At 54.7% G+C, this 20053-nt stretch carries 12 protein-coding genes, 4 tRNA genes and 3 rRNA genes; 16 read left to right on the forward strand and 3 right to left on the reverse strand.

Annotated features, from left to right (window positions below):
* The first annotated feature begins 79 nt into the window (after positions 1-79).
* The 9 genes from btuB (at position 80) to AAGR22_RS00825 (ending at position 8951) form a co-directional block, all read left to right on the forward strand.
* Positions 80-1954 (forward strand): TonB-dependent vitamin B12 receptor BtuB, encoded by a 1875-nt coding sequence (gene btuB / locus AAGR22_RS00785; protein WP_345829750.1) that lies wholly within the window; start codon positions 80-82, stop codon positions 1952-1954.
* Positions 1899-2765 (forward strand): glutamate racemase, encoded by an 867-nt coding sequence (gene murI / locus AAGR22_RS00790; protein ID WP_345829752.1) that lies wholly within the window; start codon positions 1899-1901, stop codon positions 2763-2765. The genes btuB and murI overlap by 56 nt, the downstream gene beginning before the upstream one ends.
* Before the next feature lie 359 nt (positions 2766-3124).
* Positions 3125-4666, forward strand: a 16S ribosomal RNA gene (locus AAGR22_RS00795).
* 74 nt (positions 4667-4740) lie between these two features.
* Positions 4741-4817, forward strand: a tRNA-Ile gene (locus tag AAGR22_RS00800).
* A gap of 155 nt (positions 4818-4972) precedes the next feature.
* Positions 4973-5048: transfer RNA gene (locus AAGR22_RS00805), tRNA-Ala, on the forward strand.
* Between the two features lie 319 nt (positions 5049-5367).
* Positions 5368-8272: ribosomal RNA gene (locus AAGR22_RS00810) — 23S ribosomal RNA — on the forward strand.
* 300 nt (positions 8273-8572) lie between these two features.
* Positions 8573-8688, forward strand: a 5S ribosomal RNA gene (gene rrf / locus AAGR22_RS00815).
* Together the 16S, 23S and 5S rRNA genes with 4 tRNA genes alongside form the textbook arrangement of a ribosomal RNA operon.
* 102 nt (positions 8689-8790) lie before the next feature.
* Positions 8791-8867 (forward strand) — tRNA-Asp (locus tag AAGR22_RS00820).
* Positions 8868-8875: 8 nt separating this feature from the next.
* Positions 8876-8951, forward strand: a tRNA-Trp gene (locus tag AAGR22_RS00825).
* 328 nt (positions 8952-9279) lie between these two features.
* Here the strand turns inward: AAGR22_RS00825 and hdfR are convergent.
* On the reverse strand, positions 9280-10104 hold the full coding sequence (gene hdfR / locus AAGR22_RS00830; protein ID WP_067709827.1) for an HTH-type transcriptional regulator HdfR: 825 nt from the start codon (positions 10102-10104) through the stop codon (positions 9280-9282).
* 121 nt (positions 10105-10225) lie between these two features.
* Here hdfR and AAGR22_RS00835 point away from each other — a divergent pair, with 121 nt between their 5' ends.
* The gene (locus AAGR22_RS00835; RefSeq protein WP_067709670.1) at positions 10226-10564 is read left to right on the forward strand and encodes a DUF413 domain-containing protein; all 339 of its coding nucleotides are present in this window, start codon (positions 10226-10228) and stop codon (positions 10562-10564) included.
* 150 nt (positions 10565-10714) lie between these two features.
* Here AAGR22_RS00835 and AAGR22_RS00840 read toward each other — a convergent pair whose 3' ends face one another.
* Positions 10715-12235 carry a YifB family Mg chelatase-like AAA ATPase gene (locus AAGR22_RS00840; protein ID WP_345829756.1) on the reverse strand — a complete coding sequence of 507 codons (1521 nt, stop codon included), beginning with the start codon at positions 12233-12235 and terminating at the stop codon, positions 10715-10717.
* A gap of 346 nt (positions 12236-12581) precedes the next feature.
* Here AAGR22_RS00840 and ilvL point away from each other — a divergent pair, with 346 nt between their 5' ends.
* The 6 genes from ilvL (at position 12582) to ilvA (ending at position 19128) form a co-directional block, all read left to right on the forward strand.
* Complete coding sequence (gene ilvL / locus AAGR22_RS00845) at positions 12582-12680, forward strand: ilv operon leader peptide (RefSeq protein ID WP_124234468.1); 99 nt, start codon at positions 12582-12584, stop codon at positions 12678-12680.
* A gap of 139 nt (positions 12681-12819) precedes the next feature.
* Positions 12820-14466: an acetolactate synthase 2 catalytic subunit gene (gene ilvG, locus AAGR22_RS00850; RefSeq protein ID WP_345829759.1), complete on the forward strand. Its 1647-nt coding sequence runs from the start codon at positions 12820-12822 to the stop codon at positions 14464-14466.
* Entirely contained in the window at positions 14463-14720 is a 258-nt protein-coding gene (gene ilvM / locus AAGR22_RS00855; protein ID WP_345829761.1) for an acetolactate synthase 2 small subunit, read from the forward strand. The genes ilvG and ilvM overlap by 4 nt, the downstream gene beginning before the upstream one ends.
* A gap of 17 nt (positions 14721-14737) precedes the next feature.
* Positions 14738-15664, forward strand: a complete 927-nt coding sequence (locus AAGR22_RS00860) for a branched-chain amino acid transaminase (protein ID WP_067709679.1) — start codon at positions 14738-14740, stop codon at positions 15662-15664.
* Positions 15665-15727: 63 nt separating this feature from the next.
* A complete protein-coding gene (ilvD, locus tag AAGR22_RS00865) occupies positions 15728-17578 on the forward strand; it encodes a dihydroxy-acid dehydratase (protein ID WP_067709681.1) in 1851 nt (616 codons plus the stop codon).
* 5 nt (positions 17579-17583) lie between these two features.
* The gene (ilvA, locus tag AAGR22_RS00870) at positions 17584-19128 is read left to right on the forward strand and encodes a threonine ammonia-lyase, biosynthetic (RefSeq protein WP_067709683.1); all 1545 of its coding nucleotides are present in this window, start codon (positions 17584-17586) and stop codon (positions 19126-19128) included.
* A 2-nt stretch (positions 19129-19130) separates the two neighbouring features.
* On the opposite strand, the gene ilvY is transcribed toward ilvA, so the two are convergent.
* The gene (ilvY, locus tag AAGR22_RS00875; RefSeq protein WP_345829764.1) at positions 19131-20012 is read right to left on the reverse strand and encodes an HTH-type transcriptional activator IlvY; all 882 of its coding nucleotides are present in this window, start codon (positions 20010-20012) and stop codon (positions 19131-19133) included.
* Positions 20013-20053 lie beyond the last annotated feature (41 nt).

A 20053-nucleotide genomic window follows, 5' to 3' on the forward strand; every position in this document is an offset into this window, starting at 1 on the left:
CCATAGCCAAACGATCCTCGCGCGTAAGGGATGGATTTTACGCGGCAACCTTCATGATTTTTTGGATCTCTTTTCATTAATGACAAAGAAAATGCCAATACCGTTGGCCGTTGTTGCCACGGCGATTTATCTCTGGGCGCAGGATAGCGTGGCAGAGGGGGCTGGGGGCACGCTGGTGACCACCGCGAGCCGCTTTGCCCAGCCCATATCTTCGGTTTTAGCCCCGACCTCTGTCGTCACGCGAGAAGAGATTGATCGCTGGCAGGCGAAGAGTGTGGCTGACGTGATGCGTCGTTTACCCGGGGTGGATATTGCGCAAAGCGGGGGGTTAGGCCAGCAAAGTTCGCTGTTTATTCGCGGCACAGAATCCCGACATGTGCTGGTGCTGATCGACGGTATTCGCCTGAATCAGGCGGGCATTAGCGGTTCTTCCGACCTCAGCCAAATTCCCCTTTCGCTGGTACAGCGTATCGAATACGTCCGCGGCGCACGATCGGCCGTGTACGGTTCCGATGCTATTGGCGGCGTGGTGAATATCATCACCCTGCGCGACAGGCCTGGGACTTCGCTGACCGAAGGTATCGGTTCTAACGGCTATCAGTCTTACGACGCGTCTGTCCAGCAGATGCTGGACAGCGCCACCCGTATCACCCTGGCCGGCAACTATACCTATACCAAAGGCTACGACGTTGTCGCGGGCTATCCTGATATCTACGGCGATCCGGCACAGAAAGATCGCGACGGCTTCATGAGTAAAACGCTGTATGGCTCAGTGGAGCATCAGTTTGATGATGAAATCAGCGGGTTTATTCGGGGCTATGGCTTTGATAACCGTACGGCCTATGACGGGAGCCTGAGCTATAGCGTACCGGGTGCGCGGGTCGATACGCGCCAGCTTTATAACCAGACCTGGGACACCGGCCTGCGCTTCAACCGTGACGGCTACGCCACCCAGCTTATCGCCAGCTACGGCCACACGAAAGACTATAACTACGATCCGCGTCGTGGCCGTTACGCTGATCCCGCGACGCTGGATGACGTTGAGCAGTACAATCTGCAATGGGGCAATACGCTGGCCCTGGGCAATGGCACCGTCAGCGCAGGCGTGGACTGGCAACAGCAAATTTCACAGCCGAATACCAATTACGTGAGTAAAGGAGAGCAGCAGCGTAATACCGGTATTTACGCCACGACTCAGCAGAAGCTGGGAAGCGTGACGCTGGAGGGGGCAGTGCGTGGTGATGATAACAACACGTTTGGCTGGCATAACACCTGGCAGAGCAGCGCCTCATGGGAATTTATTGAGGGCTACAGCGTTTTCGCTTCATACGGAACAGCCTTCAAAGCGCCTAATCTGAGTCAGGTTTATAGCGCTATTTACGGCAATCGCGATCTTAATCCGGAAGAAAGTAAGCAGTGGGAAGGGGGCTTTGAAGGCCTTGCCGGCCCGGTGAACTGGCGGTTGTCGGGCTACCGTAATGATATCGACAGTCTTATCGACAGCGATCCAGCTACTTTCCGCTATTACAATATTAATAAGGCGAAGATCAAAGGTATTGAGGCAACGGCCTCTTTCGATACCGGCCCGGTCAGTCACTCCGTCTCTTACGACTATGTGGACCCCCGTAACGGTACGACGAATGAAATCCTTGCTCGCCGTGCTAAGCAGCAGGTGAAGTATCAGCTGGACTATACACTGTATGACGTGGGCTGGTCGGTAAGCTATCAGTATCTGGGAGAGCGTTATGACAAAGACTATAACGCTTCAACCACACCCCGTACCGTTAAGCTGGGTGGCGTCAGCCTGTGGGATCTTGCTGCGTCGTATCCTGTCACCTCTCAGCTAACCGTTCGTGGTAGAATAGCCAACCTGTTTGATAAAGATTACGAGACAGTCTATGGCTATCAAACCCCGGGAAGAGAGTATTACCTCAGCGGTAGCTACACCTTCTGACCCGCGTCCCAGCGTGCTGGTTTTTGACTCCGGCGTTGGGGGGCTTTCAGTCTACGATGAGATCCGACAGCTGCTGCCGGATCTGCACTATATATATGTCTTCGATAACGTCGCTTTTCCCTACGGTGAAAAATCAGAGGCGTTTATTGTGGAGCGGGTGGTTGAAATCGTTAGCGCAGTCACCAAACGTTATCCCCTCGCGCTGGCCGTTATCGCCTGTAACTCAGCCAGTACCGTCACGCTGCCCGCCCTGCGCGAGCGCTTTGCGTTCCCCGTCGTCGGCGTTGTTCCTGCTATCAAACCTGCTGCTCGCCTCACCCGTAACGGGGTTGTTGGCCTGTTGGCTACGCGCGGCACCGTTAAGCGCCCTTATACACACGAACTGGTTGAGCGCTTCGCCAGTGAGTGTAAAACGGAGATGCTGGGCTCGGCCGAACTGGTTGAACTGGCGGAAGCTAAACTTCACGGTCACCCTGTAGCGCTGGATGACGTGCGGCGCATCCTGCAACCCTGGCTGAGAATGAAAGAGCCGCCGGATACGGTCGTACTGGGCTGCACGCACTTTCCTTTGCTTAATGAAGAGCTGCAACAGGTTCTTCCCGAGGGTACCCGGTTAGTGAATTCCGGTGCTGCCATTGCCCGCAGAACGGCCTGGCTATTAGAAAACGAATCGCCAGCGGCGAAGTCTGCCGATGACAATATTGCTTTTTGTCTGGAAATTACCGACCGTGCTGTACAGTTATTGCCCGTTTTAAAGCGATATGGCTTTGAAAAGCTCGAAAAACTCTCTCTCAATGAGGATTATGGGTAAAAAACAGCCGGTTAGAATCTTTTTTGCATTTAGGGCTTGTCACCCGTCAGGAACTCCCTATAATGCGCCTCCACTGACACGGAACAACGGCTTAACGGTCACCGGGTCAGGAAGAGAAAAGTGAGAAATTCCTTGACTCTTCAGCGGGAAAGCGTAATATCTGCACCCCGCGCCACACGAGATTATGTGGCACTGCTCTTTAACAATTTATCAGACAATCTGTGTGGGCACTCGCAGGATTGATATCAGCGCCGCAAGGCGCAAAAAATATCAAGTCTTAAGAGTGAACACATAATGAAATTCATTATGACGTTTTACACTTGAGCATCGCTTCACTTGTTGAAGCAAATCGAACTTTTAAATTGAAGAGTTTGATCATGGCTCAGATTGAACGCTGGCGGCAGGCCTAACACATGCAAGTCGAACGGTAGCACAGGAGAGCTTGCTCTCTGGGTGACGAGTGGCGGACGGGTGAGTAATGTCTGGGAAACTGCCCGATGGAGGGGGATAACTACTGGAAACGGTAGCTAATACCGCATAACGTCTACGGACCAAAGTGGGGGACCTTCGGGCCTCACACCATCGGATGTGCCCAGATGGGATTAGCTTGTTGGTGAGGTAATGGCTCACCAAGGCGACGATCCCTAGCTGGTCTGAGAGGATGACCAGCCACACTGGAACTGAGACACGGTCCAGACTCCTACGGGAGGCAGCAGTGGGGAATATTGCACAATGGGCGCAAGCCTGATGCAGCCATGCCGCGTGTATGAAGAAGGCCTTCGGGTTGTAAAGTACTTTCAGCGGGGAGGAAGGGGGTGAGGTTAATAACCTCGCTCATTGACGTTACCCGCAGAAGAAGCACCGGCTAACTCCGTGCCAGCAGCCGCGGTAATACGGAGGGTGCAAGCGTTAATCGGAATTACTGGGCGTAAAGCGCACGCAGGCGGTCTGTCAAGTCGGATGTGAAATCCCCGGGCTCAACCCGGGAACTGCATTCGAAACTGGCAGGCTAGAGTCTTGTAGAGGGGGGTAGAATTCCAGGTGTAGCGGTGAAATGCGTAGAGATCTGGAGGAATACCGGTGGCGAAGGCGGCCCCCTGGACAAAGACTGACGCTCAGGTGCGAAAGCGTGGGGAGCAAACAGGATTAGATACCCTGGTAGTCCACGCCGTAAACGATGTCGACTTGGAGGTTGTTCCCTTGAGGAGTGGCTTCCGGAGCTAACGCGTTAAGTCGACCGCCTGGGGAGTACGGCCGCAAGGTTAAAACTCAAATGAATTGACGGGGGCCCGCACAAGCGGTGGAGCATGTGGTTTAATTCGATGCAACGCGAAGAACCTTACCTGCTCTTGACATCCACGGAATTTGGCAGAGATGCCTTAGTGCCTTCGGGAACCGTGAGACAGGTGCTGCATGGCTGTCGTCAGCTCGTGTTGTGAAATGTTGGGTTAAGTCCCGCAACGAGCGCAACCCTTATCCTTTGTTGCCAGCGATTCGGTCGGGAACTCAAAGGAGACTGCCGGTGATAAACCGGAGGAAGGTGGGGATGACGTCAAGTCATCATGGCCCTTACGAGCAGGGCTACACACGTGCTACAATGGCGCATACAAAGAGAAGCGACCTCGCGAGAGCAAGCGGACCTCACAAAGTGCGTCGTAGTCCGGATCGGAGTCTGCAACTCGACTCCGTGAAGTCGGAATCGCTAGTAATCGTGGATCAGAATGCCACGGTGAATACGTTCCCGGGCCTTGTACACACCGCCCGTCACACCATGGGAGTGGGTTGCAAAAGAAGTAGGTAGCTTAACCTTCGGGAGGGCGCTTACCACTTTGTGATTCATGACTGGGGTGAAGTCGTAACAAGGTAACCGTAGGGGAACCTGCGGTTGGATCACCTCCTTACCTGAAGATACCTTCCCGCGTAGTGTCCACAACAGATTGTCTGATGAAAAAGTAACGAGCAGAAAAACCTCTACAGGCTTGTAGCTCAGGTGGTTAGAGCGCACCCCTGATAAGGGTGAGGTCGGTGGTTCAAGTCCACTCAGGCCTACCAAATTTTCACTCATGCTGCGTTATGCGCGCGGTCGTTTACCTCAGGTAAACTTCCCATCCGCATGCCCTGCATGAGCAAAAATTAACATTTGCCGCCTCACAGCGACAGGTGAACTCACGTTGAGTGGTAGTGGAAGGTCTCTGCAGTAACTGTATGGGGCTATAGCTCAGCTGGGAGAGCGCCTGCCTTGCACGCAGGAGGTCAGCGGTTCGATCCCGCTTAGCTCCACCATGCAGTTTTCTGACAATACTTCAGAGCGTACCGGCAATGGTGTGCTGCGAAGTATTATGCTCTTTAATAATCCGGAACAAGCTGAAAATTGAAACGACGTATCGTTTTCATTCTCCGTAATAAGAATGAAACAACACGATACAGTCGAGTCTCTCAAATGCTTACTCCTCAGAAAGCTGAGGGCTGAGTGAACGGCTGAAATGCAGGGCGCCCGGCGCACAGCAACGCGCAGTGGACTTCATGTCCATGAGCAGTTGCGAGCACCGGAGCAACGCCGCAGTTCAGACGGGTCACGCAGCCAGAATCTTCTGGGTTGTGAGGTTAAGTGACTAAGCGTACACGGTGGATGCCCTGGCAGTCAGAGGCGATGAAGGGCGTGCTAATCTGCGATAAGCGCCGGTAAGGTGATATGAACCGCAACAACCGGCGATACCCGAATGGGGAAACCCAGTGTGTTTCGACACACTATCGCAACATGAATACATAGTGTTGCGAGGCGAACCGGGGGAACTGAAACATCTAAGTACCCCGAGGAAAAGAAATCAACCGAGATTCCCCCAGTAGCGGCGAGCGAACGGGGAGGAGCCCAGAACCTGAATCAGTTTGTGCATCAGTGGAAGCGTCTGGAAAGTCGCAGGGTACAGGGTGACACTCCCGTACACAAAGATGCACTTGCTGTGAGTTCGAAGAGTAGGGCGGGACACGTGATATCCTGTCTGAATATGGGGGGACCATCCTCCAAGGCTAAATACTCCTGACTGACCGATAGTGAACCAGTACCGTGAGGGAAAGGCGAAAAGAACCCCGGCGAGGGGAGTGAAACAGAACCTGAAACCGTGTACGTACAAGCAGTGGGAGCACCTTCGTGGTGTGACTGCGTACCTTTTGTATAATGGGTCAGCGACTTATATTCTGTAGCAAGGTTAACCGTATAGGGGAGCCGCAGGGAAACCGAGTCTTAACTGGGCGTTAAGTTGCAGGGTATAGACCCGAAACCCGGTGATCTAGCCATGGGCAGGTTGAAGGTTGGGTAACACTAACTGGAGGACCGAACCGACTAATGTTGAAAAATTAGCGGATGACCTGTGGCTGGGGGTGAAAGGCCAATCAAACCGGGAGATAGCTGGTTCTCCCCGAAAGCTATTTAGGTAGCGCCTCGTGAACTCATCTCCGGGGGTAGAGCACTGTTTCGGCTAGGGGGCCATCCCGGCTTACCAACCCGATGCAAACTGCGAATACCGGAGAATGTTATCACGGGAGACACACGGCGGGTGCTAACGTCCGTCGTGAAGAGGGAAACAACCCAGACCGCCAGCTAAGGTCCCAAAGTCATGGTTAAGTGGGAAACGATGTGGGAAGGCACAGACAGCCAGGATGTTGGCTTAGAAGCAGCCATCATTTAAAGAAAGCGTAATAGCTCACTGGTCGAGTCGGCCTGCGCGGAAGATGTAACGGGGCTAAACCATGCACCGAAGCTGCGGCAGCGACACTTACGTGTTGTTGGGTAGGGGAGCGTTCTGTAAGCCGTTGAAGGTGGACTGTGAGGTCTGCTGGAGGTATCAGAAGTGCGAATGCTGACATGAGTAACGATAAAGCGGGTGAAAAGCCCGCTCGCCGGAAGACCAAGGGTTCCTGTCCAACGTTAATCGGGGCAGGGTGAGTCGACCCCTAAGGCGAGGCCGAAAGGCGTAGTCGATGGGAAACAGGTTAATATTCCTGTACTCGGTGTTACTGCGAAGGGGGGACGGAGAAGGCTATGTTAGCCGGGCGACGGTTGTCCCGGTTTAAGCGTGTAGGCTGGTGTTCCAGGTAAATCCGGAATGCCTTAAGGCTGAGGCGTGATGACGAGGCACTACGGTGCTGAAGTAACAAATGCCCTGCTTCCAGGAAAAGCCTCTAAGCATCAGGTAACAACGAATCGTACCCCAAACCGACACAGGTGGTCAGGTAGAGAATACCAAGGCGCTTGAGAGAACTCGGGTGAAGGAACTAGGCAAAATGGTGCCGTAACTTCGGGAGAAGGCACGCTGGTGCGTAGGTGAAGCGACTTGCTCGCGGAGCTGAAGCCAGTCGAAGATACCAGCTGGCTGCAACTGTTTATTAAAAACACAGCACTGTGCAAACACGAAAGTGGACGTATACGGTGTGACGCCTGCCCGGTGCCGGAAGGTTAATTGATGGGGTTATCGCAAGAGAAGCTCCTGATCGAAGCCCCGGTAAACGGCGGCCGTAACTATAACGGTCCTAAGGTAGCGAAATTCCTTGTCGGGTAAGTTCCGACCTGCACGAATGGCGTAATGATGGCCAGGCTGTCTCCACCCGAGACTCAGTGAAATTGAACTCGCTGTGAAGATGCAGTGTACCCGCGGCAAGACGGAAAGACCCCGTGAACCTTTACTACAGCTTGACACTGAACATTGAGCCTTGATGTGTAGGATAGGTGGGAGGCTTTGAAGCGTGGACGCCAGTCTGCGTGGAGCCAACCTTGAAATACCACCCTTTAACGTTTGATGTTCTAACCTGGCGCCGTAATCCGGCGTGGGGACAGTGTCTGGTGGGTAGTTTGACTGGGGCGGTCTCCTCCTAAAGAGTAACGGAGGAGCACGAAGGTCAGCTAATCACGGTCGGACATCGTGAGGTTAGTGCAATGGCATAAGCTGGCTTGACTGCGAGAGTGACGGCTCGAGCAGGTGCGAAAGCAGGTCATAGTGATCCGGTGGTTCTGAATGGAAGGGCCATCGCTCAACGGATAAAAGGTACTCCGGGGATAACAGGCTGATACCGCCCAAGAGTTCATATCGACGGCGGTGTTTGGCACCTCGATGTCGGCTCATCACATCCTGGGGCTGAAGTAGGTCCCAAGGGTACGGCTGTTCGCCGTTTAAAGTGGTACGCGAGCTGGGTTTAGAACGTCGTGAGACAGTTCGGTCCCTATCTGCCGTGGGCGCTGGAAGATTGAGAGGGGTTGCTCCTAGTACGAGAGGACCGGAGTGAACGCACCACTGGTGTTCGGGTTGTCATGCCAATGGCATTGCCCGGTAGCTAAGTGCGGAAAAGATAAGCGCTGAAAGCATCTAAGCGCGAAACTTGCCTCGAGATGAATCTTCCCTGACCCTTTAAGGGTCCTGAAGGGACGTTGAAGACTACGACGTTGATAGGCCGGGTGTGTAAGCGCAGCGATGCGTTGAGCTAACCGGTACTAATGACCCGTGAGGCTTAACCTTACAACACCAGAAGCGTTCTGGTGGGCGTTGAGAGACAGAAAGACAATTTTCAGCTTATCCGGACAAGAATTAAGCTGTTCTGCATATTACGCATGCGGGACAGAGCAGGAGATTTTATCTGCCCTGCGGACGTGAGTCTGCGGAGTGTGATTTAAAAGATTAGCGGGAACGAAAGAGTTTGTGCTGAAGCAGGGCGGCAAACGCAGCGAAGGAAGGAGCATACTGAAGTATGTGACTGAGTTTGCAGGTGAAGCCAGCGCAGCAGCAGCGCAAAATATTCGTTCCGTGCACCAAGATTTGCCTGGCGGCTTTAGCGCGGTGGTCCCACCTGACCCCATGCCGAACTCAGAAGTGAAACGCCGTAGCGCCGATGGTAGTGTGGGGTCTCCCCATGCGAGAGTAGGGAACTGCCAGGCATCAATTTAGACCAGTACGCTGGTCATGACCACTCCAGTGACGTGGATTGGGCGAAATACCTGATATCAGAAGCAATATTCTGAATTCAGTACAGAATCGGTGGAGCGGTAGTTCAGTTGGTTAGAATACCTGCCTGTCACGCAGGGGGTCGCGGGTTCGAGCCCCGTCCGTTCCGCCACCCTATTTAGGGGCGTAGTTCAATTGGTAGAGCACCGGTCTCCAAAACCGGGTGTTGGGGGTTCGAGTCCCTCCGCCCCTGCCAGAAAATAATCCTTTGCATTTGCGAAGGATTTTTTTTACGTTAAATAAAGCACTTCCAACACATTTATTCGATCATACTCTTCACTCTTCACTCTTCACTCTTCACTCTTCACTCTTCAGTTCCTTACTTTCTACCTTCATTCCCTCTATATATGTTGTATCCTTCTACCTGCTACCTGCTACCTGCTACCTGCTACCTGCTACCTGCTACCTGCTACCTGCTACCTGCTACCTGCTACCTGCTACCTGCTACCTGCGATTGACTTTCTGATTTCCGTAACAATGACCAGTATTACTGGCCATCAATAATTAACTCTGTTATTCACGCATCATTCCGTGTTTACCGGGCAGGCCAACAGCTGATGGATGTGTGATTGCTGGTCGCTATTTTGTAACCAAACGGCATACAGTGGCCTGACTACGACGGGCGTATCTGGAATGACTGTGAGATCGGCGTATTCGTTTTGCCAGAAATCGGGTAAGAAGGCACAGGCTCCAGTGGTGTGCAGGAGCTGGCGCGTCAGGTGGGCTGAAGTAGTCGTTAAAACCGGAACATCATCCGCACCGGCCATATAGCTTTGATGCTGGTGAAAATCTGCCCCCCATTCCAGCTTGATATAATCATATTTCTCCCGCTTGCCAGATTGTTGTGAACAAAACAGCGTGAGCGAGATATGACCAATTTGCTGACTGGTTAGCTCGTCCATTTTGGGCGCTTCAGTGGTTATCAACAGGTCTAGCTGGCGTTCATGAAGCTGCTTAACCAATAAATGGCGCTGCGCCACACGTGCCTCAAGGTGAAGGCTCTCACGGCTTTCATAAAGCGTCTGTAGCCAGGGCGTAAGATAGACTTCCCACAGCGAGGCGCTGGCTCCAATCGACAGTTCATGATGCTGCGGCGTATGCGACACCTCTTTCTTTGCCATCATCCAGGTGCTCATCAGACTTTCGGCGTAGGGAAGAAGGCGCTCGCCTGCCGATGTCAGCCGGATATTATTACGGTGACGGGTGAAGAGATCCACGCCCAGCTGGGTTTCAAGCTGCCTGATGCGAAAGCTAACGGCAGATTGAGTGAGATAGAGCGCTTCAGCGGCACGTCCAAAGTGGCGGGTTCTGCTCACTTCAAGAAAGGTCTTTAATAATTCCGTATCCACGGCCATCTCCTAAAAAACATTTGTCGTTATGATTTAAATGTTTTGTTTTACACTCTGTCAAGCGTATCTAATACTCCGCGCCATAAATAGCACGGCCATAAAAGAGTTAGGAGCGTGTAAAATGGCGGAAAGCTTCGCAACAACAAATCGTTTTTTTGATAACAAACATTATCCACGCGGTTTTTCCCGTCACGGTGATTTCACAATCAAAGAGGCCCAGCTGCTTGAGCGTTATGGTTACGCTTTTAACGAGCTGGATCTGGTAAAGCGTGAACCTGTGACGGAAGAAGAGCGTCTGTTCATTGAAGTATGTCGCGGTATTCGCGAGCCACAAACCGAAGCAGAGCGCGTCTGGTCGAAATACATGTCGCGTATCAAGCGTCCTAAACGTTTTCATACCCTTTCAGGCGGTAAGCCTCAAGCGGAAGGGGCTGAGGATTATACGGACAGCGACGATTAAGAGAAAGGGCCTGAAAAGGCCCTTTTTTTTCGCCTGAGCTTAGGTCTGTATCACTTAACCCACTGCGCTAAAGTCCGAGAGCGTCCTGCTGATCTGGCCGGGCGCAGCAGAGGGTTCAACTTCAGGTTAGCATTAAGAGAGTAGATGGTGCTACTCCAGACTTTTATGCAGGTGTATAAGCAACCGGTCAATGCCCCGATAACTTACCGCTTCCTGCAGATGTTCGCGCTGAAGCTGTTCATCTCCCGCGAGATCGGCAATGGTTCTGGCCACTTTTAAGATGCGCTGCCACGCCCGCACGGACAGTCCCAGCTGATTAAGTACCTCCTCCAGCCACAATGCATCCTGCCGTTCCAGCTGACAGGATTGATGAATCTCAGTGGGATTAAGATGTGCATTGATTTTTCCTCCCCTCATCATCTGCTTTTCCCGCGCCGCCAGCACCCTTAGACGAACGACTTCGCTTCCTTCGCGCGCGATATGCGGATTACTCAGGGTGCCTGAGGGAAGCAGTGGAACCTCCAGTGAAAGATCAAAGCGATCGAGGAAAGGGCCGGACAGACGATTCAGATAGCGTAACGTTTGCTGCGGGGTGCAGAGATTATGAGGGCCGTGATAATGACCGCCGGGGCTGGGGTTCATTGCGGCGACCAGTTGAAAGCGGGCGGGGTAAGTCACCCGGGCGCGGGCACGCGAAATACAGATCTCGCCCGATTCGAGGGGTTCTCTCAATGCTTCAAGCGTCTTTCGGTCAAACTCGGGAAGCTCATCCAGAAAAAGTACGCCGTGATGGGCCAGTGAAATCTCTCCGGGCTTGGGGATTGAGCCGCCCCCCACCAGGGCATAGCGTGATGAAGTATGATGAGGGGAGCGGAAAGGGCGCTGGCGCCACTGTCGCCGCATTGCGCCGATGCTGGAAAGGCTGGTGATCGCAGCGCTTTCAAGTGCTTCTGCGTCGCTCAGCGGAGGCATTAACCCGTTGAGTCTGGTTGCAAGCATGGTCTTTCCCGTGCCGGGTGGCCCTATCAGCAGCAGGTTATGTCCACCCGCAGCGGTGATTTCAAGTGCCCTTTTAGCCTGCTGCTGACCAATAATGTCCTGCAAATCTTCGCTCTGAGGCAGAGCATCCTGTTGGGTATATTGTGCTTTCCCAAGTGGTGACTGCCCATGGAGGAAGGCACATACCTCAAGCAGGTGCCCGGCGGTTAAGCTATTGCCGTTTTTGATTAATCCCACCTCGCTCAGGTTATCAGTAGAGAGAATAAGCTGGCGCTGGGCGGCGGAAGCCGCCAGAGCGGCGGGGATTGCGCCCTGTACGCCTCGCAGAGCGCCTGTAAGCGCCAGTTCACCCAGGAACTCATATTGGCTCAGTTTGTCCGCTGGAATCTGTTCAGAGGCGCCCAGAATGGCAATAGCAATGGGGAGATCGTAACGTCCTCCCTCTTTAGGCAGGTCAGCCGGTGCCAGGTTAACGGTGATACGCCGGGCAGGGAAGGTGAAGCCACAGTTAAGGATTGCACTTCGCACACGCTCGCGCGCTTCTTTGACCGTGGTTTCGGGCAGGCCGACCAGCACCAGCGCGGGCAAACCGTTACTCAGATGAACTTCTACGGATACCAGAGGGGCATCAACGCCGATTGCGGCACGGGTACAGGCTATGGATAGCGACATATCATCTCCTTATGACGTCATACCCTGCATCCATGCTGTACGTAAAACGAGCGCAAAGATCTGTTTCACCGAGCGACGCCGAAAAATTTATATTTTTTTTCGCATCATTACATGACGATCTTCAAAATGGATCCCGTTAATCAACCCACCCAAACGCCGCACAACTCATTACGGCGTGTGGGTAATGAATAATTCTCACTGTCTGCTTATTTCCTGAAAAATAGGGTTTTTTCTGGAAATCTCTCATGAGTGGCAAAAATTAAAACGTAAAAAAAGTTGAAAGGCCCGCAGAAACTGTGATAACTCTGTAGGCATTACTTCGAACAAGCGAATATACAGAATACAAATGAAAGCCCTCCTACGCGTCCTAAGCCTAGTCGTCATTAACGTCGTCGTGATTATTATCACGCCGTGCGGGGCTACGCTCGGAGGAAGAAAGGCTTAAAAATCAAGCCTGATTTCGAAAGAACCCCCGCACCGAAAGGTCCGGGGGTTTTTTTTTGCAACTCATCAACGACAGAGGAACAGAAGATGAACAGTAGAATAAAATGCTGTTGTTCCCCACAAGAGGCGGGGAAATAACTATGAATGGTGCTCAGTGGGTGGTTCAAGCGTTGCGTACGCAGGGTGTCGAAACAGTTTTCGGCTATCCCGGTGGTGCGATTATGCCGGTCTATGACGCGCTCTATGACGGTGGCGTCGAACACCTACTTTGCCGCCATGAACAGGGCGCTGCGATGGCTGCCATTGGCTATGCCAGGGCGACCGGTAAAGTGGGCGTCTGTATCGCAACGTCGGGTCCCGGTGCCACTAACCTGATTACCGGCCTGGCGGATGCGATGCTGGACTCAGTCCCACTGGTTGCCATCACGGGTCAGGTTTCAACCGCCGTGATCGGAACCGATGCCTTTCAGGAAATCGACGTGCTGGGCATGTCCCTCTCCTGCACGAAGCACAGCTTTCTGGTTCAGTCACTTAATGAGCTGCCGGAAATCATGGCTGAGGCATTTGCTATCGCCGCCTCCGGCCGCCCCGGCCCTGTGCTGATCGACATCCCTAAAGATATCCAGCTGGCCAGCGGCGACCTTACCGCCCATCTTGTTCCGGTTGAAGCCGAGGCCGAACATCCTCATCAGGCATTACAGCAGGCGCGCACTCTGCTGGCTCAGGCGGAAAAGCCGGTACTGTACGTCGGCGGTGGTGTGGGAATGGCGGGTGCCGTAGATGCCCTGCGCACCTTTGCCAAAGAGAGCGGCATTCCTGTTGTCGCTACGCTTAAGGGCCTGGGGTCGCCGGACAGTGACGACCCCTGCTATCTGGGCATGTTAGGGATGCACGGAACGAAAGCGGCCAACCTGGCGGTGCAGCAGTGCGATCTGCTGATCGCCGTTGGCGCACGCTTTGATGACCGCGTAACGGGTAAACTTAACGCGTTCGCCCCCCATGCTCGCGTAATCCATATGGATGTCGATCCTGCCGAACTGAACAAGCTGCGTCGGGCGCATATCGCCCTGCGCGGTGATCTCAATAAGCTGTTGCCGGATCTCTACCACCCGGTTGAAATCGACGCCTGGCGTGAACATGTGCAGGCCCTGAAGGCGGAACATGGCTGGCGCTACGATCATCCGGGGGATGCCATTTTCGCTCCGCTGTTCCTCAGGCAGCTCTCCGACCGTAAACCCCGTAGCGCGGTGGTGACCACCGACGTCGGCCAGCATCAGATGTGGGCCGCCCAGCATATAAACCACACCCGCCCCGAAAACTTCATCACCTCCAGCGGGTTGGGAACCATGGGCTTTGGCCTGCCCGCAGCCGTTGGCGCACAGGTTGCGCGTCCCGACGATACGGTTATCTGCGTCTCTGGCGACGGCTCGTTCATGATGAACGTGCAGGAGCTGGGTACGATTAAGCGAAAAAAACTGCCGGTGAAGATCGTCCTGTTGGATAACCAACGCTTAGGGATGGTCCGCCAGTGGCAGGAGCTGTTCTTCTCCGAGCGCTACAGCGAAACGAATTTATCTGACAATCCCGATTTTCTGACCCTGGCTAGCGCCTTCGATATTCCCGGCCAGCGGATTACCCGTAAAGATGAGGTCGATGCGGCATTAGACGCTTTGCTACAGAGTGAAGGGCCTTACCTGCTCCATGTCGCCATAGACGAACATGAAAACGTCTGGCCCCTGGTGCCGCCGGGCGCCAGCAACGAACATATGATGGAGAAAACCTCATGATGCAGCATCAATTGTCTATCGAAGCGCGTTTCCGACCCGAAATACTGGAACGCATTCTCCGCGTGATCCGCCACCGTGGCTTTCAAATCTGCACCATGCATATGGCGGCAGGAGCGGGCAGCGACAATATTAATATTGAAATGACCGTTGCCAGCCTCCGCCCGGTCGATTTACTGTCAACCCAGTTAACTAAATTGATGGATGTCGCGAGCGTCCAGATCCAACAACAGACAACACAACAAATCAGCGCCTGAGCGCAAAGGAAATAAGAATGACGAAGAAAGCTGACTTTATCTGGTTCAATGGCGAGATGGTTAAGTGGGAAGAGGCGAAAGTCAGCGTTATGTCCCACGCGCTGCATTACGGTACGTCGGTGTTTGAAGGTGTTCGCTGCTACGACTCGCACAAAGGCCCGGTCGTCTTCCGCCACCGGGAACATATGCAGCGCCTGCACGATTCGGCAAAAATCTATCGTTTCCCGGTCAGCCAGAGCGTGGATGAGCTGATGGAAGCCTGTCGCGAGGTGCTACGCGTCAACAAACTGAAAAGCGCCTATATCCGTCCGCTGGTGTTCGTCGGTGACGTGGGTCTGGGCGTGAACCCGCCGGATGGCTACGAAACTGACGTGATCATTGCCGCCTTCCCGTGGGGCGCTTACCTGGGTGCTGAAGCGCTGGAACAGGGTATTGATGCGATGGTCTCTTCGTGGAACCGCGTGGCACCTAACACCCTGCCAACGGCGGCAAAAGCGGGCGGTAACTACCTCTCTTCACTGCTGGTCGGCAGTGAAGCGCGTCGTCACGGTTATCAGGAAGGCATTGCGCTGGATACACAGGGTTATATCTCTGAAGGTGCGGGCGAAAACCTGTTTGAAGTGAAAGATGGCATTCTGTTTACGCCTCCGTTCACCTCTTCAGCGCTGCCGGGCATCACCCGCGACGCCATTATCAAGCTGGCAAAAGATATGGGCATCGAAGTGCGCGAGCAGGTGCTGTCACGCGAATCCCTCTACCTGGCCGATGAGGTATTTATGTCCGGTACGGCTGCTGAAATTACCCCGGTACGTAGCGTGGATGGTATCCAGGTCGGTGAAGGCAAGCGCGGTCCGGTTACTGCCCGCATTCAGTCTGCCTTCTTCGGCCTGTTCACTGGCGAAACAGAAGACAAATGGGGCTGGCTGGATTCGGTTAACCCATAATAAAAAAATACCTGAGCGGGCGGCAGATGACGCCCGCGCACTATCTGATCCTGGAGTATGAGCATGCCTAAGTTACGTTCCGCTACCACCACACATGGCCGCAATATGGCCGGTGCCCGTGCCCTCTGGCGCGCTACTGGAATGACCGACGATGATTTCGGTAAGCCAATCATTGCGGTAGTTAACTCCTTTACCCAGTTCGTACCGGGCCACGTTCACCTGCGCGACATGGGTAAATTGGTCGCTGAGCAGATTGAAGCGTCCGGCGGCGTGGCAAAAGAGTTCAACACTATTGCGGTGGATGATGGGATCGCGATGGGGCATGGCGGCATGCTTTACTCCCTGCCGTCGCGTGAATTGATTGCAGACTCGGTCGAGTACATGGTGAATGCGCACTGTGCCGATGCGATGGTCTGTATCTCCAACTGCGACAAAATCACCCCGGGAATGCTGATGGCTTCCCTGCGTCTGAATATTCCAGTGATCTTCGTTTCTGGCGGCCCGATGGAAGCCGGTAAAACTAAGCTCTCTGACAAAATCATCAAGCTGGATCTGGTCGATGCGATGATCCAGGGCGCTAACCCGAACGTTAGCGATGCCGACAGCGAGCAGATCGAACGCTCCGCGTGCCCGACCTGTGGTTCCTGTTCCGGTATGTTTACCGCCAACTCAATGAACTGCCTGACCGAAGCGCTGGGCCTTTCCCAGCCGGGTAACGGTTCGCTTCTGGCAACTCATGCCGACCGTAAAGATCTGTTCCTGAATGCCGGCAAGCGCATTGTTGAACTGACCAAACGCTGGTATCAGCAGGATGATGAAAGCGCGCTGCCGCGTAACATCGCCAATAAAGCGGCTTTCGAGAACGCCATGACGCTGGATATCGCCATGGGCGGTTCCACTAACACCGTTCTGCACCTGCTGGCCGCTGCGCTGGAAGGTGATATCGACTTCAATATGTCTGACATCGACCGTCTGTCACGCAAAGTGCCGCACCTGTGTAAAGTGGCGCCGAGCACCCCGAAATACCATATGGAAGACGTGCACCGCGCAGGTGGCGTATTCGGTATCCTCGGCGAATTAAGCCGAGCCGGCCTGATGGATCAAAGCGTTCGTAACGTGCTGGGTCTGACTCTGCAGGAAACGCTGGACCAGTACGACATCATGCTGACCAAAGATGAAGACGTGAAGAAAATGTTCCGTGCCGGCCCGGCCGGTATCCGCACCACTCAGGCGTTCTCTCAGGATTGCCGTTGGGAAACGCTGGATGACGATCGTAAAGAAGGCTGTATTCGCACACGTGAATTCGCCTTTAGCCAGGACGGTGGTCTGGCCGTGCTGTACGGTAACCTCGCTGAAGATGGCTGCATCGTTAAAACTGCGGGCGTGGAAAAAGAGAGCCACACCTTCCGTGGTCCGGCCAAAGTTTACGAAAGCCAGGATGATGCCGTTGCGGCGATCCTGGGTGGCAAAGTGGTTGCCGGTGATGTGGTTGTAATCCGTTACGAAGGGCCTAAAGGCGGACCGGGCATGCAGGAAATGCTTTACCCGACCACCTATCTGAAATCGATGGGCCTGGGTAAAAGCTGTGCGCTGATCACCGATGGACGCTTCTCGGGCGGGACCTCCGGCCTGTCAATTGGCCATGCTTCACCAGAAGCGGCCAGCGGCGGAACCATTGCGCTGGTCAGAGACGGCGATATGATTGACATCAATATTCCTAATCGCGGCATCAGGGTTGATGTGCCTGATAACGTGCTGCATGCCCGTCGTGAAGAAGAAGAAGCCCGCGGTAGCGAGGCCTACACGCCACATGGTCGTGAGCGTGAAGTCTCCTTCGCCCTGCGCGCCTACGCCTTACTGGCAACCAGCGCGGATAAAGGCGCTGTCCGTGATAAGAGCAAGCTGGGAGGCTAAAAACGATGGCTGAATCTCATCCGCTATCCGCTCAGCCCAGTGGAGCTGAGTATCTGCGTGCGGTTCTGCGTTCTCCCGTTTATGAGGTGGCGCAGGTCACCCCGTTGCAGAAAATGGAGAAGATCTCTTCCCGGCTCGGCAATACGATTCTGGTAAAGCGTGAAGACAGGCAGCCGGTACACAGCTTCAAGCTGCGCGGCGCATATGCCATGATCGCCTCTCTGAATGCGCAGCAGCGGGCAGCGGGTGTCGTCACCGCGTCGGCGGGCAACCATGCCCAGGGCGTGGCGCTGTCGGCAACGCGTCTGGGGATAAAATCGCTGATCGTAATGCCGGTGACTACCGCCGATATCAAAGTTGAGGCGGTAAGGGCATTTGGCGGTGAGGCTTATCTGTTTGGGGCCAACTTCGACGAGGCGAGGGGGAAAGCCCTCGAAATGGCGGAACAGAGCGGCTACACCTTTATCCCGCCGTTCGATCACCCCATGGTCATAGCCGGTCAGGGCACGCTGGCAATGGAGCTGCTCCAGCAGGATGCGCATATCGATCGCGTATTTGTGCCGGTGGGCGGCGGCGGCCTGGCAGCGGGCGTGGCGGTACTGATCAAACAGCTGATGCCGCAGATCAAAGTGATCGGCGTCGAGGCGGAGGATTCTGCCTGCCTGAAAGCGGCGCTTGAGGCCGGTGAACCGGTCGATCTGTCCCGCGTCGGGCTGTTTGCCGAGGGCGTAGCGGTCAGGCGTATCGGCAGCGAAACCTTCCGGCTCTGTCAGCAGTACCTGGACGACATCGTCACCGTTGACAGTGATGCGATCTGCGCGGCGGTGAAGGATCTGTTTGAGGATACGCGGGCCATAGCGGAACCCTCAGGGGCGCTGGCGCTGGCGGGAATGAAGAAATATATCCAGCAGCACCAGATCAAAGGTGAGCGGCTGGCCCACGTGCTGTCCGGGGCTAACGTTAACTTCCATGCTTTACGTTATGTATCAGAACGCTGCGAGCTGGGTGAGCAACGCGAAGCGCTGCTGGCGGTCACCATCCCTGAGCAGCAAGGGAGCTTCCTGCGATTTTGCCAGATCCTCGGTGGCCGCGCGGTCACGGAGTTCAACTATCGCTATGCCAGCCCGGATAGCGCCTGCATTTTTGTCGGCGTACGGCTGTCCCGTGGTGTGGAAGAGCGCAGCGAAATCCTGCATCAGCTTGAGGCGGGTGGTTACAAGGTGGTCGATCTCTCCGATGATGAGATGGCCAAGCTGCACGTCCGCTATATGGTGGGTGGGCGGCCTGGAAAACCCCTGCGGGAGAAGCTGTTCAGCTTTGAATTTCCTGAAGCGCCTGGCGCGCTTCTGCGCTTCCTGCAAACGCTGGGGACACACTGGAATATTTCGCTGTTCCACTATCGCAGCCACGGCACCGACTATGGTCGCGTACTGGCGGCCTTTGAACTGAGCGACAATGAACCACAGTTTGCGGAGCATCTGGCGGCGCTGGGTTACGATTTCCATGATGAAACCAGTAACCCTGCGTTTCGCTTCTTCCTGGCGGGTTAGGCTTACATCAGGCTCCAGAACGCGTCGATAAGCGGTTCGTTAAGCCGCTTCTTCTGCACGCAGATGCCCAGCTCAAAGGGGGCGACCATCTCGACGTTGTCCAGCTCGAGAATGCGATTGCGTATCGGCTCCGGGCTGTTTTCCAGCACCACATCCGGCAGCAGCGCTATGCCGCAGCCCAGTGCCACCATCGAAACAATGGCTTCGTGGCCGGAGACGGTGGCGTAAATCAGCGGATTAGGAATGCGCTGGCGGCGGAACCACAGGTCAATGCGCTGCCGGGCAGGCCCCTGGTCGGGCAGGATAAACGGAATTTGCGACCAGTCCGGGTCAGGCTGGGTGGCCTGGCTGCGTACCGGACAGGGTAGCGCGGGCGCTATCAGGATCAGCGGGATAAGCCCCAGCGGCATAAAGCCGATGCTGGCAGGCAGGGTTGCCGGGCGACCTGCAATAGCAATGTCCGCCTCGGTGCCCTGCACTTTATCCACGGCATCCGCCGCATCGCCGGTGGTGAGTTTGATTTCAACAAGCGGATGTTCGGCACGGAAGCGGTCGAGGATCGGCGGCAGATGGCTGTAGGCTGCCGTCACCGAACAGAACAGCCTTAGCTCGCCGCTGAGCGACGGCCCATGCTGGCCGAGAGTATGGCGAAGCTGCTGATATTGCAGCAGCGTCTGCTGGGCGAACTGGCGCAGTTCCTCACCCGCATCGGTCAGCGTAACGGTGCGGTTATCACGCAGGAAAAGCGGCTGGCCGAGATCTTCTTCCAGCCGCTGGATCTGCCGCGACAGCGTGGACGGGCTGACGTGCATGGCGCGGGCGCTGCGGCCAAAGTGACGGCTTTCGGCAAGGTGGAGAAACAGTTTAAGGTCACGCAGATCCATAGGCTTCAGGTCTCGTTTTAACGTTGCATTTTATGCAACAT

Source organism: Erwinia sp. HDF1-3R, from assembly GCF_039621855.1.
Classification (GTDB): domain Bacteria; phylum Pseudomonadota; class Gammaproteobacteria; order Enterobacterales; family Enterobacteriaceae; genus Erwinia.